The following is a 15,673-nucleotide window of genomic DNA, read 5'->3' as shown; positions in this document are numbered from 1 at the left end:
TGATCGCGGTCGAGCCGTCCTCTCCTGGTCTGGCGCCCGGTGCGCGGCGCCCATGTGCGCCGCGAGGAGAGGAGGCTGTCTGCGATGTCTCGCCGCGCGTTCAAGACCTCGTGCACCGTCGAGCGGCCGCGCCAGAAGGGCTGGTGGGGCGTACCCGAGCAGGACGAGCTCGAGCCGGAAGTGGAGGGCTACGTCGCGCCGGCGCGCGAGAGCGCCCGAAGACTGGCCGCGGCAGCGCCCGCCCAGCGCGCCGCCCAGGTGGGCCGGGCGCTGACGCCGGGCCAGATCGAGGCGATCCGCGCCGTCATGCGCCTGTTCGTGGAAGAGGACGCCGCGCGCGGCGTCGATCCGCGCAGTTCCTTGCCCTGCCATCGCTGCCAGTCGCCGCGTCGGGCGATGGGCAGCGTTCGCTACGATCGCCTCACCTTCTGCAACGAGTGCGCCGTCGAATACGAGATTGCGCGCGCCCGCGGCGCCGCCGAGTCTCCGGCGGAGTTCTGCGAGCGATCACTGGCGCGCGCGGCGTCGGCGTAGGCGGCCGGGCCGACCCGCTATCCCCTGTTTCTGTGAGATCGCCGATGGCGGCTCTCCCAATGCCAGGGGAAAAGGGGCGATCTGGCGATGCTGACGCGGTAGGGCGCCGGGAAACCCGGCGCCCGGTGTGTCGCGCCCGTGCACGTACTGGCGCGCCGTGCGCCCCTGCGCGAAGCCCCTAGCTCGATGCCATCCGGAACTTCGCCCGCTGGATCGCCACTCTCATTCTCCTGTTGTATGGAGAAGGCGAGGGCACGTAGGTGCGGATGCGAGCCGCCGCCCGCCCCTACGCCTCGCTGATGTCGACGCTCTTGATCGCGTCGCCGGGCTGACGGTCGCGGCCGGGGTCGCGCTCGCGCAGTTGCCGCACGACGTCCATCCCTTGCGTCACCTGGCCGAAGATCGTGTGCCGGCCGTTCAGGTGCGGCTGCGCCTCGTAGCAGATGAAGAACTGGCTGCCGTTGGTGTTCGGCCCCGCGTTCGCCATCGAGAGCGTGCCCTCGACGTGCTGGCGGCCGTTGCGCTCGTCCTCGAACTTGTAGCCCGGCCCGCCGCTGCCGCTGCCGGTCGGGTCGCCGCCCTGCGCCATGAAGCCGGGGATGACACGGTGAAAGGTGACGTCGTTGTAAAAGCCTTCGCGCGCAAGGAAGACGAAGTTGTTGACCGTCTTCGGCGCATCCTTGGCGAAGAGGTCGACGACAACGTCGCCCTTGTCGGTATGCAGGGTCGCGGTGTAGCGCTTGTTTGGGTCGATCGACATCGCGGGCGGTGCGCTGTACTGGGCCATCGGTCATCCTTCTCGGGGTGCAGCGCGGCCACGACGGCCGGCTCCGCTACTGCTTGCTTACCGTGATGCTCTTCATCATCAGCGGCGCGGGCGCGTTGGGATCCTTGGGGTCGCGGTTCGGCAGGTTTTGCAGGATCTCCAGCCCGGATGTGACCTTGCCGAACACAGTGTCCTTGCCGTCCAGGTCGGGCTGGTCCTTCAGCACGACGTAGAACGTGCTGCCCATGCCCGGTTGCCCGAGCGCCTCGGCGACAGCCAGGGCGCCGGTCGTGTGCTTGAGCGGGCTGTTCTCCGGCGGCACGACGTAGCCCGGGCCGCCGCTGCCGTCCGGCTGCGGCGCCCCGCCCTGGGCGACGAAGTCCTTGATCACGCGCTGAAACGCCAGCCCGTCGTAGAAGCGGTTGGTGGCGAGAAAGACGAAGTTGTTCACCGTTTGCGGCGCGGCCTTCGCGTCGAGCTGCAGAACGATATTCCCCTGGTCCGTCGCGATCGTGGCGATATAGGTCGCCGCGGGATCGATCGAGAACGGCGGCGCGGCGCTGTAGGTGCGTTGCGGCGCCGGCGTTCCGGTCGGCGTAGCCGACGCCGTGGCGCTCGGCCCCGGCGTGGTGTCGAGCGAGGAGGGCGCCGTTGCTTCATCGCTGGAGGAGGCGTTCTGCTTGGCAGCCCGGTTGGTGCTGGTGCTGTTCGGCGGATTGAAGAGGACGACGGTGCCCACCAGCAACACGAGCCCGCCGACCACGGAGATCACGCCGAAGGCCCACTTGTGGTGGATAATTCGTTCGAACCAGCCCTTTGGCTCGTGGCGGAAGCCGCCAAGTGGTTTGAGCGGGTCGTATCGGCGTTCCCGCCGCTTGCGTTGCAGTTGTGGACGCCTGCTCAGGGCTCGCCTCGCTTGTTCTACGGCCGTGGCTCGCAAGAAGAGCCGGGCTTCTGCGGCCCGGCCCGCTGACTGGTTGGCGCCGCGGTACCCCCGACAGGACTCGAACCTGTGCTCCCGGCTCCGGAGGCCGGTGCTCTATCCAACTGAGCTACGGGGGCGCACCACTTCAGTCTAGCGCCGCCCTTTCGTGGTGAACAAGCGAAGCGCCCTGAGCCGCGCTTGGCCTACCGGCCCCGCAGGGCGCGGGCCGGTGGAGCGCCGTGGATGTGGCCAGGGGCGCCTTGGCGGCATGGCGGGCATGCTGAGCAGGCGCCCGCAACCGCCGAGCGGCGATGCGGCCGTCATCGGTCTCGACACGCCGACCGCACAATGTGCGGGGACGCGGAACGTGCTCTGCTGCCGCTACTCCTTCGCGCGATCGTACACCTGGATCCGGTGGCGGCAGCTGTCCACGACCAGGACGCGGCCGTTGGCATCGGTCTCCACCGCGGTCGGACCCCAGAAGCGTTTTTCCGGGGTGCCGTCGGCCATGACCTTGCGGCCTTCCGTCAGGTCGGCGTTCGCCATCAGGAACTCCGCACCCCAGGTGGACATCTCGGAGTCTCCGATCAGCGCGGTCAGCGGATAGCCCTCCCGCGTGAAGACCATCACCCGCTCGTTCCCCCAGTCGGCGACGAAGATGTTCCCCTCGCCGTCCACCGAGACATTGGCGGGCCGCTTGAGCTGGCCGTCGCCTGCGCCTGGCGCGCCGATCGTCATCACGTACTCGCCGCCGGCGGAGAACTTCTGCACGCGGTCGTTGCGCCAGTCCGCGACGTAGACGTTGCCTGTCGCGTCGACGCCGACGCCCCAGGGCAGGTTGAATTCGCCCGGCCCGCTGCCGGCCGAGCCCCAGGCGGCGAGCGGCTCGCCCTCCGGGCTGAAGCGCTGGATGCGGTTGTTGAGATGGTCGACGACGATCACGTTGTCGTCGGTGTCCACGGCCACGCCCGAGGGGCGATTGAGCTGGCCCGGGCCGGAACCGAAGCCGCCCCACTTGCGCACGAAGTTGCCGTCGCGGTCGAACACCTGCACGTCGTGGCGGTGCTCGTCGCTGATGTAGACGTTGCCCTCGCTGTCCCGGTCGATCGACGTGGGCCAGGTGAGCTGGCCGTCGCCTTCGCCGAAGCCGGCAAACTGCCCGACGAACTCGGCGTCGACGGTGCAAATGCCCACACGCACGGCGCCCATCGGCGCCTGGGTGGAGTTCGAGCGGTTGAGCACGTAGAGCAGGCCGCCCTCGGCCACGGTCATATCGACCGGGTTGCTGAACCCGCGGCCGGTGAGCGCCAGCATGCCGATGGTGTGTGAGTAGGTGAAGGGGCGGCTCCTGACCATGACCATGACGATGCTCCTGCTGAGTGGTTGGGGAGCAGGCGGCCGGCTGCCGGTTGCTCAGATGCCACGACTGGCTGGCTCGGCCGCTAAACGAAGGCGAACTGCTCGAAGCTGCCGTTGACGATCGGCTTCGCCTCGACCTGCAGCCAGCGCTCGAGGATCGTGCCGTAGGTCGAGCGGAAGTCGTTGTTGGCTTGCAGGTTGCCGATGGTCAGGTCGCTCTCCTTCAAGGACGGGTACTCGCCGTACATGCCGCCCTTGACCGGATCGCCGAGCACGAAGGCGACGCCGCCCGCGCCGTGGTCGGTGCCCGCGCCGTTGTCCTTGACGCGACGGCTGAACTCCGACCACATCAGCAGGATCACGTCGTCCGCAGCATCGTGTTGGCGCAGATCGGCGAAAAAGGCCGAAACCGCCTCGGAGACTTCTTTCCAGAGCAACGCGTGCATCGGCAGCTCGGAGGCATGCGTGTCGAAGCTGCTGTGCGAGGTGTAGAACACGCGCGTGCCCAGGTCGGCCAGCTTGACCTGCGCGATGCCCTTGAGATTCGCGGCGATCTGGCTGCCGGGATACGTCACAGTCGAGCTGTATTTCTCCAGGGCCGTCGCCAGGATGTCGGCGCCCTTCTGCGCGTCGAGCCCGGTATGCCCCATGTACTGGAGCACTTCGTTCATCGGGTCGTCGACGTGCACGGGCTTGAGTTGCTTCACCTGCTGGTCGTCGTTGAAGCCGTCGTCGTACATCGACGAGAAGACTTCGAGCGCGGAGTTACGCTGATCGACGCTGGAGAGGCTGGTGAGCAGGCCGTAGCCGTCGAGCTGCGCGACGGAAGCCACGGGAACGCCGCTGAGCGCCAGCGCCCGCGGCAGGCCGCGCCCGAAATTGACCGCCGAGAGCACGTTCTCGGCCCTGGGGTCGATCTCGCGCACGACCTTGCCCAACCAGCCGTCCGTGGAGATCTTGTCGGGCTCGGCGGTGTACCAGATATCCATCGAGCGGAAGTGCGAGTAGTTGGGGTTCGGATAGCCGACGCCCGCGATGATCGCCATCTTGCCGTCGTCCCAGAACGGCTTGATCGCGGCCATGCTGGGATGGAAGCCGAAGCGATCGTCGATCTTCAGCACATCCGCTTCGGCGATGCGCACCGTCTTGCGATTGTCGTAGTACAGCCCATCGGCGTAGGGAATCACCGTGTTCAAGGCGTCGTTACCGCCCGTCAGTTGCAGCACGACCAGTGTCGGTGGCTTCGTGGCGCTCATCGCTCTCTCCTGACTCACTCCCGGTTCACCGCGGATTCAGAACTTCGCCGGCCCTGCGCGTGGCCCCGCCGCGAACCGGTCCTAGACGAGCTGGAACTCGCGCGTCGCCACGATCAGCTGCAGCAGCTCGGCCACGCGTTGCTCGCTGGCGCGATCGTCAACACCCGCAAACTTCAGGTTGCCGCCCTGGCGGGCGAAGGTCAGCAACGACTCGCGGGTTCTGTCCGAAACGCTCAGCGGCCCGATCAGTTCGAGGCAGGCGTCGACGAACGCCTCAGGCGTGAGTTCGCCCTTCGCCCGCAGGCGTGCCACGATCTTCTGCACGCCGGGCTTGCTGAGGTCGCCGACCTGGGCCGAGGCAAAGTTGATGCGCTCGACCAGGATGCCGGTGTCGATCCACTCTTTGCCGGTGTGCCAGCCCTCGACGCTGGGCGGATTCAACAGGTCCTGGCCCATGTAGCGGCACTCGAGGGCGATCTCCCGGATTCCCCAGGCCGGATACTGGAAATCCTCAACCAGCCGCATGATGCCGACGACGTGCTCGGTCGGGCTCTTGACCTTGGCGTAATAGGCCCGCGGCGAGCGAAAGGCGTCCGACAGCAGCAGCGCGCGCATCACCGCGCGGATGTCGTACTGCGAGCTGAGGTAAACGTCCGCGAGCTGTGCGATCGCCGCATCGTCCGGGGTATCCGAGACGAAGAAGGTGTAGAGGCGGCGGGCGATGAAGCGCGCGGCGGCCGGCTGCCGCACGATGATATCGATGATGTCCGCCCCGTCGAAGTGGCCGCGCTCGCCCAGGAAGACCTTTTCGCCGTAGTCGTGCAGGTCGGGGCGGAACTCGAACTCCCAGGGGAAGCGGCCGAACGGCTGCGCGCCGGGGATTGGGTTTCTCATCGTCCAGCCGGTGAAGGCGCGGGCGCAGTTCTTGACGTCGTCCTCGGTGTAGTTGCCGATGCCGAGCGAGAACAGCTCGAGCAGCTCGCGGCCGTAATTCTCATTGTGGACGGCGGTGGTGTTCTCCTGATTGTCGAGCCAGAAGATCATCGCCGGGTTGCGCGAGAGCTCGATCAGGATCGTGCGGAAGTTGTCGAGGGCGTGCCGCCGCAACATGGCGACCTGGTCGAGCATCGCGCCGGCATGATTGGTCTTCACGAAGCCGGTGGCGAAGAGGCCGTGCCAGAAGAGCGCCAGCTTCTCTTCCAGCGGCCGCTTCGTGTTGATCATCCGGTAGACCCAGTAGGATTGGGCGGGCTCGATCTGGCGCGCCTCCTTCATGTCCACGTAGTAGCGGAAGATGAGGTCGTCTTCGAGCTCGGGTTGCGCCTCCGGGTGGATCAGCTCCTCGACGGTCGCCTGGTAGCCCTGCTTCAGCGCCGCGTCCAGTTCCGCGCGCGTGGCGCCGAAGCCCGCGCGCCGGAACAGGTGCGCCATCAACTCCAGGTCGGTGAGCGGCTTCACCTCGGTCGTACTGACAACCATATCGACAACCTCCTTGCTCTGCCCGTGAGAGAGACGCAGCATCACCGGCCGCGGTGGAAGGCGCCGGCGCGCGGGTGCGGCCCCGTTCCCGCCGAACGGCGGGCGGGGCATGCTTATCGCGTGGGGACAGTGAGGGGGCAGCGAGCAGGGCGCTCGCGGATGACGCGGGAGGATGACAGCATCGGCCCCTCCAATCGCATCGGGCAGGGAAGCGGGTGCAACGTCGCCGAACGTGAAATCGGCCTCGCCCTACGGCTCAGGATTTTAGCACCCGCTGGCAAGGATCGCCACCACAAATCGGCGGCGGCGGCGCTCGCGGATCGCCAGGCGGTCGCGGCGCCTCATGCCGTTGAGCGCGTGGCGGTTACCCTGCTGAGCAGCCGCAAATTCACAACCGCTCGCGATCGGCTACGATGCCTGAGGCCGGCTGCACGCACCGGCCGCCGGCAGACAGTCAAACAGGGAGGCCTTCAATGACCAGCGCCCAGGTTCCGGCACCGATCCAGATCAGCGACGACATGCGCGAGGCCATCAACGGCGCCCTCATCGCCGGCAACCCCGTGATCGTCGCCTACGTGGACGAGGCGGGGCAGCCGAACCTCTCGTTCCGCGGCAGCACGCAGGTCTACAGCAGTGACCAGCTGGCGATCTGGGTGCGCAACCCGGAGGGCGGCCTGCAGCGGGCGCTGGCGCACAACCCGCGCCTCACCCTGCTGTACCGCAACCCGGAGACGCGCATGATGCTCAACTTCCAGGGGCGCGGCCACTTCGACGGCAGCGACGCCGTGCGCAACACGGTGTATGAGCACGCGCCGCAGCCCGAGCAGAACGCCGATCGCGAGCGCAAAGGCATGGCCCTGATCATCGATCTCGACCGGGTCAACGGTTTCGTTCCGGGCGGGCGCGTGCAGATGCAGCGCCAGTAGCGCCGCCAGGGCGGCGGCGCGGCGCTCAGCGCGCCGCGCCGGGCAACCAGCTGCCGAAGCGGATACCGAAGCCGTCCGGGTCGGCGATGATGAAGTCGCGGATGCCGTAATCGCGGTCGCCGATCGGGGCCATGATGCGCGCCCCGATCTCGTGGGCGAGCGTCCAGCAGCGTTCCACGTCCGGTACCATGATACGCACGTTGGCGCGGACGCCGGCCCCGGGCGGCGGCAGCTCGGGCTGCTGGGCGAGAAAGAGTTGATGCCCGTCCCACGCCAGGGCGACAAAGCTGCCCTTGTCTTCGATCGGCGTGAAGCCGAGCCGCCGGTAGAACGCGGTGGATCGCTGGATGTCGCGAACGTAGATTTCGACGACCAGTTGCTGTGTGGACGGGACATAGGCGGAGGGTGCCGGGTCATTGCGCGTCGCATCTTGCGTCATTGCTGATGGCCTTTCACTGCTTCGGCCGTATCCGCCGGCCGCATGGAACTGAGCAGCAGCGCCGGGCCGCGCGGCCCGCGTCGCGGTTAACTGGGGCGGCTATGCGCTGAGTTTCACGGCCGCGCCGCCGTCGGACGAGCGCTGGATCGCGTCGAGCAGGCGATGCCGCTGCACGGCCAGATCGAAGTCGGCGTCGATGCGTTCCCCTGTGCGCACGCAGTCGGCGTAGCGCACGTAGGCCTGCGCCACATTGAAGGCGGTGCCCGCCGGCGTGCCTTCGGGCACAAGCGTGAAGCGCTCCGGCGCCGTCATCTTCGCGGGTGGCGCGTCCCCTTTCGCCCCGGCGAGCGTGCTTGGCCCGATGTTGAAGCCGCCGTGACTGGAGAGGAAGAGCGAGCCTTCGCTTCCGTAGATCTCCAGCCGCGCCCCGCTGCCGTGGAACGGCACGCTGACGATCTGCGCCGAGACGGCAGCGCCGCCAGCCAGCTTGCCGTGGAGCAATACCGTGTCCGGCGATGTGACGGCCACGGATGCGCCGCTGTCGCTGATCGGCCACTCGCGAAGCTGCGTGCCGACGCTGGCGGCCAGCTCCGCGAACTCGCCCACGCTGAAGCAGAACGTGTCCAGCGTGTGCCCGCCCTGGATCGCCAGCGTGCCGACGCCGTTGGCCCGATCGGCGGCCCAGACGCGGCTCGCTGGCCGCGCCACACCGCCGCTGCCGATCACGGCCATGCTGCAGGTCAACACCCGGCCAACGTAGCCGTCCGCGATGAGCTCACGCAAATAGAGGAAGGTCGGATCGCTGCGTCCCTGCAGTCCGATCAGCGTGCGCACGCCGCGCTGCCGCGCGAGTGCCGTCATCTCCTCGGCTTCGGCCAGGTTCGCGCCCAGCGGCCATTCGCAAAACACGTCCTTGCCCGCGTTGAGCGCCGCGAGCACGATCTCGCGGTGAAACGGCACCCGCACGTTCACGGCGACCAGGTCGATCTCTGGTTGCGCCACGAGCGCGTGATAGTCCGCGAACGCCAGCTTAGCGCCGAACGTGGCGGCTGCCTCGCGCGCCGTCTCCTCGTGGGCGGTGCAGATCGCCGTCAGCTCGTAGTCCGGCAGCGCGTGCAGCGCCGGGACGTGCGAGCGCGCGCCCCAACTGCCGGTGTGGGCGTTCGCCCCGACCAGGCCGACACGGATCGTTTCTGCCACCGTCCCTGCTCCTCTTTCAACTATGAGCAACCATGAGGCGATGATCCGCCTCACTGCGCAATCCGCGCCGGCACAACCGCAGCTTCGCCCGGATCAGTTCCGCGCCGGCGCGGGCTCCCAGCCCCAGGGGTGCGGCCCCCATTCCGGCTCGAACAGTCGCCCACGCTTGATCGTCGCCACAGGCACGAGGCAGGTGTCGATTGCCAGCGCCTCGCCCAGCACGTCGTAGACCACCCACGCGCCCCGGCGCAGATCGAGCACGGTGACGTCCGCCTGACGGCCTACGGCAAGGCTGCCGAGGCGGCCGGCTTCGCCCAGCGCCTGCGCCGGATTCACGGTGCACATGGCGACCACCCGCGGCAGCGTGAAGCCGAGGCCGAGAAAGCGCGCCATCATCTCCACCAGGCTGTGCACCGTGGTGCGCCGGCCGGGCACGGTCAGGTCGGTGCTGATGCAGTGCGGCACGAGCCCCTGCTCCAGCACCCGGCGCCCCACGTCGAAGCCGAAGTTGAGCCGTCCGTGCGCAGTGTCGAGCCAGATCCCACGATCGGCAAGCTCCCGCGCCTCGGGCACGAGCTTGCCGTCTGCGTCGAGCACGCCGCCGGGGTTCGCCGTGAACAGGTGCGTGACGATATCGCCCGGCTCAAGCAGCGGCAGCAGCTCGCGAATCACCGCCGGGTCGCAGCGCTTTTCGGTGTCGCCGATGTGGACCATCAGCGGCAGCCCGCGCTCGCGCGCCGCGCGTTTGGCCAGCCGCGGCATCTCCATGCCCAGGATTTCGAGCGCGGGTGAGACCATCCGCGCCTTGATTCCCCTGATCAGCCCGGGATGCCGGTCGATCGCCGCCAGCGTGGCATCCAGGTCGATGCTTGCCTCCGCGACGATGTCCGGGATGGTGGCGAGTCCGGTCTGGCAGATATGCAGAAACGGCAGCACCTCGGTTTCGCTGTTCGGCAGGATATACCGCGGGAAAGCGTCCACCGTGGCGGAACCGGCGCTGCCGGCATCGACTACCGTGGTCACACCCGCATGCACGCCGGCAAGGTCGGGCGCGACGCCGTTGCGGGTGACGCCGTCGAAGACGTGGGCGTGCAGGTCGATCAGGCCGGGCGTGACGATCTTGCCCTTCACATCGAGCACCTGCCGCGCCTCGCTCTCGCCGATCGCGGAAGCGATGGCCGCGACTTGCCCGTGCTCAAGCGCCAGATCGCGGGCGGCATCCAGGTCCTGGGCCGGGTCGATCACACGCCCGCCCTTGAGCAGCAGATCGTACATGCAAATCCTCTCCGCCGAACTGGTGCAACCCCGCTCTTCGTCCCCGAGTCTACGCTCAACGACGACCGCCCGCGCGTGGCCGGTTATGTGGCCAACGAACATGCCTGTTCAGGCGGAGAGCCGGGAGATCGGTCCAATCCCTTGCCAAGTTCCCCGGTGCTCCGCATGATGAGGGCGCGCGGCGGCGCACGCCTTCGCCTCGGCCGGCACGCGAAGCGGTTTCGCGACTGGACCGGCAGGGAGCGCGTTCGACAGGAGCCAGCAGCGATGACCACGGTTGCGCCCTTCACCACGGACCCGATTCGCGTGATCGACATGGACAGCCACTACACGGAGCCGCCCGGCCTCTGGGTGGACCGCGCCCCGGCCAGGTTCAAGGACCGCGTGCCGAAGGTGGTCGAGGACGAGAAGGGCAGCCAGAGCTGGGTGATCGACGGCAACGTGCCCTTCTCCACACTCGGCGCCACCGCCGTCCGCGTGGACGGCACCAAGATCGAGGGCGTCGGCGTCGAGCGCAACGACCGCTTCGAGAAGATGAGCAAGGCCGCTTACGACGTCGATGCGCGGCTCGGCTTTTTGGACGAGCACGGCATCTACGCGCAGATCGTCTTCCCCAACGTCAGCGGCTTCGGCAGCCAGCGCTTCATGGAGATCTCGGACAACGAGCTGCGGCTCGCCTGCGCCACGATCTACAACGACCACATGGCCGACATCCAGAAGCAGAGCGGGCAGCGGCTCTTCCCGCAGGCGCTGGTGCCGTTCTGGGACATCGAGCAGGCGATGGCCGAGGTCAAACGGGCGCGGAACCAGCTCGGGCTCACCGGCATCGTCATGTGCGACAGCCCGCACGACTTCGACTTGCCCTCGCTCGACACGCCGGAGTGGGATCCGTTCTGGTCGTTGTGCGAGGACATGAACGTCGCGGTGAACTTCCACATCGGCTCGGGCAAGATCCGGCCGCGCGGCTGGTCCACGCTGGGGCGAGGCGACTTCACCGCCTTCATCTCCGTGAGCCTCTTCCTCGACAACTCCAAGACGCTGACGAACCTGATCTTCAGCGGCGTGCTGCTGCGCCATCCCAAGCTCAAGGTCATTTCGGTGGAGAGCGGCATCGGCTGGGTGCCGTTCCTGCTCGAGTCGATGGACTACCAGTGGCACGAGAACGTGGTGCCCGAGGAGAAGCGCGACGTCTGGAAAGGCATCCTGCCCAGCGAGCTGTTCCGGCGCAACTGCTACGTCTCGTTCTGGTTCGAGCGCTGGGGGCCGGCGCACACGATCGACATGATCGGCGAAGACAACGTCATGTTCGAGACGGACTTCCCCCACCCGACCTGCCTCTACCCGGAGGTCAAGGAGCAGGTGGCGAAGTCGCTCGCCTCGCTGCGGCCGGAGGTGCGCCAGAAGGTGCTGCACGACACGGCGGCGCGAGTCTACAACCTGCCCGTGTAGCGCAGGAACGAGGAAATAAAAACGAGGAAATAGGAACGAGAAGCGGGGCGCGAGGCTCTCATCGTTCCTATGTTCTCACTCCTTTACTCTATTTCCTCGTTCCTCGTTCCTCGTCCAGCCAGCGTGGTTCGTCATGGTCGAGTGGGACGGCCGGCCGCTCCCAGCGCGCCGGCGTCTCGCTCATCTGCACCACGGGCGCCAGGTGGCGCAGGCGGCCAAACGGCGAGTCGGAGGTCGTGCTCAGCGCCGCCAGCCGCTCCGGTGTGAGATCGGCCGGGGCCGCCGCCACGCGTTCGGGCGCAATGCGGCCCTGCGCGGTGAGCCAGCGCCCGGTCTGTGCCAGCGAGACGCGCACGTGGTAGCTGCCGCCCTCGCGCGCCCGCCGGCCGAGGGCCACCATCACGCCGAACGCCGCCAGGTAGCCGGTGATGTAGTCCAGCGCGGAGACGGGATAGAGCCGCGGCCGGCCGTCGAGCGCGTACTCGTCGGCGATGCCGCTCACGGCCTGCACCAGTGTGTCGAAGCCGCGCCGGTCGCGCCAGGGGCCGGCGTGGCTGAAGGCGCTGAGCGTGACATAGATGATGCCCGGCCGCAGCGCCATGACTGCATCAAGCGAGAAGCCGCGGGACGCCAGCGAGCCAGGGCGATACGACTGCGAGAAGACATCGGCGTCGCGGATCAGCGCCTTGAGCTGTTCGATGCCCGATGGATTCGCCAGGTCGAGCACGGTCGAGCGCTTGCCGTGGCCGGTGTCGATCGTCTGGCTCTCATTGTTCGGCAGCCGGTCCGTGCCCACACGCAGCACCTCTGCGCCGTGCTCGGCGAGCGTGCGGGCGCAGGTGGGGCCGGCGAGCACGCGGGTCAGGTCCAGCACACGGATGCCCGAGAGCGGCCTGGCAGCTTGCGGCAGCGGCTCGGGACGGCTGTCGCCGGCGCGCAGGACTTCGAGCAACGGCAGGCCGGCGATCGCCTGTCCCTGCTCGCCGCGCAGCCACTCGGCTTCCGTGCGGATCACGCCGCCGCAGGCCCCGTGGGAGAACACCGCGTCTTCGAGCGCCGCCGCCTTCCAGCCTGCGACGGCCCGCGCCATGCTCTCCGCGTCCTCCTCGCATTGGAGAAGTTTGCGGATGCGGGCGCGGTGGTGTTCGAAGCCGCCGTGCAGGTAGATCCAGCGGCCGTCGCCCGTTCGGTAGATGCCGCCGCCCGCGCCGGGGATCCGGCCCGCGGCGGCCAGCGGGGCGTCGCCGCCGCCTTCCTGCTCGCGCCGCAGGTACTGGTTACCGCGCATCGCCGCGGCGGCCGCATCGACCGCGACGTGAACGCTCTGCGTCCGGCCCGTGCGCAGCCGCCACAGTTCGGCCGCGGCAACGCCAGTCGCCGCGATCGCCGCCGCGCCGGCCTCGCCGATGCGCAGCGCCAGCGGGAAGACCGGGTCGGCGCCGCTGAACGTAGGGGCCGGGTTGAGCGGTGCGAAGGCGGCGGCCGCCATGATCTGGTCGAGCAAGGCGCTCGGCATGCGGTTCTCTCCTGGCTCTCGACGATCTGCTGGCGGGCGGTCGAACGGGCAGGAATCGCCCGGCTACGGCAGCGGCGGTGCGCCTGCCGGCGGCTCGACCTCGAAGGCGTTGAGGGCGCAGGCGAGCATGCCGTAGTAGCCGATCGTGGCGGTCAGGTCGGTCACACCACGGTCTCCCAGCGCCTTGTGCGCGGCGGCGAAGGTGTCCGCGCCGACGCGCCGCGTGCCGACCAGCTCGCGCGCGTAGCCGACGATCAGCCGTTCCTCGTCCGTCAGCCCGGCGAGCGGGGCGCGGCGGCCGACGGCGTCGATCGCCTGCTCGCGCACCCCTTCGCGGCGGGCGAGCTGAACGTGGCCGCCCCATTCCAGGGCGCAGTTCCATTCCCGCGCCGTAGTGATGATCGCCAGCTCGCGCTGCACGCCGGACAGCTCCGATTCGAAGCGCAGGTAGGTGCCGAGGTGGGCAACCCGGCCGGCGACCTCGGGGCTGTTGAGCAGCACGGGAAACGGCCCGCCGACGGCGCCGCGGCTCTCCGCGATCGCAGCGAAGATGGGGCGCTGCGCCTCCGGCAGTTGCTCTTTGGCGGTGATGGCCGGCACTCGCGGCATGGGCGTCTCCCTCCGTTCCTGTTGCCGGTCACTTCCACACGCGGCGGAAATAGCTCAGCGCGTTGCCGCCGGCGATGGCGCGGACCTGGGCGTCATCATAGCCACGGGCGATCAGGCCGCGCACGATGTTCGAGCCGTCGGCGGGCGATTCGAGGCCATTCAGGTAGGGCGTGGGGAAGGCGTCCGGGCCGCTGCGGCCCATCATCACGCGGTGGTAGCCGACGTGGTCGCCGATCAATGTGTCGGTGCCGATCCCCACATGCTCGACGCCGACCAGCCGCACCATGTAGTCGTAGTGGTCGAGGACGCAGCCGATGTCCTGCGCTGGGTCGTCTCTGAGCGAGTTCGGCACGGCGGTGATCGCGATCAGGCCGCCCTTCGCGGCACAGAGGGTCAGCTCCTCGTCGGTGCGCGTGCGGCGCGTCGGGCGCAGCGTGTACGAGGCGTTGTGACTGAAGATCACCGGCGCACGCGAGCAGGCGATCGCCTCCAGCGCCGTCGTGTGGCCCGCGTGCGAGAGGTCCACGGCGATGCCGAGGTCGTTCATGCGCTCGATCGCGGCGACACCGAGCTCGCTGAGTCCGGCGTCACTGCGCTCCAGCAGCCCGTCGCCCAGCAGGTTGCGCTTGGCGTAGGTAAGGCCGGCGAGGCGCACGCCCATGGTGTAGAGCAGGTCCAGCCGGCGCAGATCGTGGCCGATGCCGAGGTGCTCCAGCGTCGGCAGGAAGCCGATCGTGCCGTTGGCCCGCGCCGCCTCGATCGCGTCCGCGCTGCAGACGACCCCGACGCCCGCGCTGGCCCGGACGTCGCCGAGCATCTCCGCCAGCTCGTCGACGAGATCGTCGAAGTCAACGAAGGACATGTCGCCGGAGCGTGCGGCGGCGCGGAAGGCGTTGGCCGTGGCCACCGTGCTCCAGCCGCCCGCGCGCACGGCCTCGAAGCCCCAGCGGTAGCTGGCGCCGCGCAGGTACTCGGTGAACCGGGCCGGGGCGTCGGGCAGCACGACGGGGTGCTGATGCAGATCGATCAGCAGCAGATCGGCCATCAGCCGCTGGCAGCGCGCCTCGCCCGCGGCGTCCAGCGGCACGCGCATCGAGGGCACCCGCCCCACTTCTCGTGTTAGCGGAATAGGTCCGTCGTACATCGCGCCCAGTGTAGCGCGGCCGGGCTCGCTCGTCTCCCCGCGTGGCGGGCGCGAACGTGGCGTGCCATACTTCAGACGTGAGCGGCTCGCCGCGTGGCCCGCGGCGCAATCGCCTCGCGAACCGGCCAGATCGAGCGGTGCGATCGGTGGGCGCCGAGGTTGTGCTCCGCGGCACGAAAGGTGTAAAAGCCGGTGGATCTTCGCGACACGCCCGTGGAAGCAGCGTTCCGGCTGGACGTGCGGCAGTTCATTCAAGAGCATTATCTCAGCCTCAGTCCCGGCGAGCGGCCGCGGGCGCAACTCGGCGAGGCCAGCGGACCGCGGCGCGACGCCGCGACGGAGCGCTGGCGCGCGGCGCTGGGCAACCGCGGCTGGCTGGCGCCGCACTGGCCGAAAGAGTATGGCGGCGCGGGCATGTCGGTGGCCGAGCAGTTCATCTTCAACGAGGAGATGGCCGAGGCGCGGGCGCCCGCCGCCGGCAGCTATCACGGCCTCAGCCTGATCGGCCCGGTGATCATCCTGCACGGCAGCGAGAGGCAGAAGCGCGAGCACCTGCCGAAAATCACGAGCGGCGAGATCATCTGGTGCCAGGGCTACTCGGAGCCGGGCAGCGGCTCCGACCTTGCCAGCCTGCAGACCCGTGCCGTACGCGACGGCGACGACTATGTGATCAACGGGCAGAAGATCTGGACCAGCGGCGCGCACTACGCCGACTGGATCTTTGTGCTGGCCCGCACCGATCCGGACGCGCCCAAGCATCGCGGCATCAGCATGTTTTTGGCCGACATGAAGACGC

At 68.7% G+C, this 15,673-nt stretch carries 15 protein-coding genes and 1 tRNA gene; 4 read left to right on the top strand and 12 right to left on the bottom strand.

All coding sequences use genetic code 11. The features are described from left to right. The first annotated feature begins 84 nt into the window (after nt 1-84). The gene (locus tag VKV26_17050; GenBank protein HLZ71612.1) at nt 85-534 is read left to right on the top strand and encodes a hypothetical protein; all 450 of its coding nucleotides are present in this window, start codon (nt 85-87) and stop codon (nt 532-534) included. Nucleotides 535-820: 286 nt separating this feature from the next. On the opposite strand, the gene VKV26_17045 is transcribed toward VKV26_17050, so the two are convergent. The 6 genes from VKV26_17045 to VKV26_17020 form a co-directional block, all read right to left on the bottom strand. Beyond that, complete coding sequence (locus tag VKV26_17045) at nt 821-1,321, bottom strand: peptidylprolyl isomerase (GenBank protein HLZ71611.1); 501 nt, start codon at nt 1,319-1,321, stop codon at nt 821-823. Between the two features lie 46 nt (nt 1,322-1,367). Further along, the gene (locus tag VKV26_17040) at nt 1,368-2,072 is read right to left on the bottom strand and encodes a peptidylprolyl isomerase (GenBank protein ID HLZ71610.1); all 705 of its coding nucleotides are present in this window, start codon (nt 2,070-2,072) and stop codon (nt 1,368-1,370) included. Between the two features lie 217 nt (nt 2,073-2,289). Next, a tRNA-Arg gene (locus VKV26_17035) sits at nt 2,290-2,362 on the bottom strand. Nucleotides 2,363-2,606: 244 nt separating this feature from the next. Further along, nucleotides 2,607-3,587, bottom strand: coding sequence for an NHL repeat-containing protein (locus VKV26_17030; GenBank protein HLZ71609.1), 981 nt, complete (start codon nt 3,585-3,587; stop codon nt 2,607-2,609). An 80-nt stretch (nt 3,588-3,667) separates the two neighbouring features. Continuing rightward, nucleotides 3,668-4,840, bottom strand: a complete 1,173-nt coding sequence (locus tag VKV26_17025) for a DUF1501 domain-containing protein (protein HLZ71608.1) — start codon at nt 4,838-4,840, stop codon at nt 3,668-3,670. Nucleotides 4,841-4,921: 81 nt separating this feature from the next. Next, a complete protein-coding gene (locus VKV26_17020) occupies nt 4,922-6,319 on the bottom strand; it encodes a DUF1800 domain-containing protein (protein ID HLZ71607.1) in 1,398 nt (465 codons plus the stop codon). 473 nt (nt 6,320-6,792) lie between these two features. Here VKV26_17020 and VKV26_17015 point away from each other — a divergent pair, with 473 nt between their 5' ends. Next, nucleotides 6,793-7,245, top strand: coding sequence for a pyridoxamine 5'-phosphate oxidase family protein (locus VKV26_17015; GenBank protein HLZ71606.1), 453 nt, complete (start codon nt 6,793-6,795; stop codon nt 7,243-7,245). 25 nt (nt 7,246-7,270) lie between these two features. Here VKV26_17015 and VKV26_17010 read toward each other — a convergent pair whose 3' ends face one another. The 3 genes from VKV26_17010 to VKV26_17000 form a co-directional block, all read right to left on the bottom strand. After that, entirely contained in the window at nt 7,271-7,684 is a 414-nt protein-coding gene (locus tag VKV26_17010) for a VOC family protein (protein HLZ71605.1), read from the bottom strand. Nucleotides 7,685-7,783: 99 nt separating this feature from the next. Beyond that, the gene (locus VKV26_17005; protein HLZ71604.1) at nt 7,784-8,884 is read right to left on the bottom strand and encodes a Gfo/Idh/MocA family oxidoreductase; all 1,101 of its coding nucleotides are present in this window, start codon (nt 8,882-8,884) and stop codon (nt 7,784-7,786) included. Nucleotides 8,885-8,977: 93 nt separating this feature from the next. Then, nucleotides 8,978-10,159, bottom strand: coding sequence for an amidohydrolase/deacetylase family metallohydrolase (locus tag VKV26_17000; GenBank protein ID HLZ71603.1), 1,182 nt, complete (start codon nt 10,157-10,159; stop codon nt 8,978-8,980). 267 nt (nt 10,160-10,426) lie between these two features. Here VKV26_17000 and VKV26_16995 point away from each other — a divergent pair, with 267 nt between their 5' ends. Further along, nucleotides 10,427-11,608, top strand: a complete 1,182-nt coding sequence (locus VKV26_16995) for an amidohydrolase family protein (protein HLZ71602.1) — start codon at nt 10,427-10,429, stop codon at nt 11,606-11,608. Between the two features lie 88 nt (nt 11,609-11,696). Here VKV26_16995 and VKV26_16990 read toward each other — a convergent pair whose 3' ends face one another. From VKV26_16990 to VKV26_16980, 3 genes are all read right to left on the bottom strand, one after another. Next, nucleotides 11,697-13,124: a CoA transferase gene (locus tag VKV26_16990; GenBank protein HLZ71601.1), complete on the bottom strand. Its 1,428-nt coding sequence runs from the start codon at nt 13,122-13,124 to the stop codon at nt 11,697-11,699. 63 nt (nt 13,125-13,187) lie between these two features. Further along, the gene (locus tag VKV26_16985; protein HLZ71600.1) at nt 13,188-13,733 is read right to left on the bottom strand and encodes a carboxymuconolactone decarboxylase family protein; all 546 of its coding nucleotides are present in this window, start codon (nt 13,731-13,733) and stop codon (nt 13,188-13,190) included. Between the two features lie 28 nt (nt 13,734-13,761). Further along, nucleotides 13,762-14,826 carry a membrane dipeptidase gene (locus VKV26_16980; protein ID HLZ71599.1) on the bottom strand — a complete coding sequence of 355 codons (1,065 nt, stop codon included), beginning with the start codon at nt 14,824-14,826 and terminating at the stop codon, nt 13,762-13,764. A gap of 243 nt (nt 14,827-15,069) precedes the next feature. On the opposite strand from VKV26_16980, the gene VKV26_16975 reads away from it, so the two are divergent. Then, nucleotides 15,070-15,673 (top strand): acyl-CoA dehydrogenase family protein (locus VKV26_16975; GenBank protein ID HLZ71598.1); only part of this gene is annotated, 604 nt, incomplete at its 3' end.

The sequence above is a fragment of the Dehalococcoidia bacterium genome (genome assembly GCA_035310145.1).
In the GTDB taxonomy this organism is placed as follows: Bacteria; Chloroflexota; Dehalococcoidia; order CAUJGQ01; family CAUJGQ01; genus CALFMN01.
This window is presented reverse-complemented; position numbering and strand designations above follow the sequence as displayed.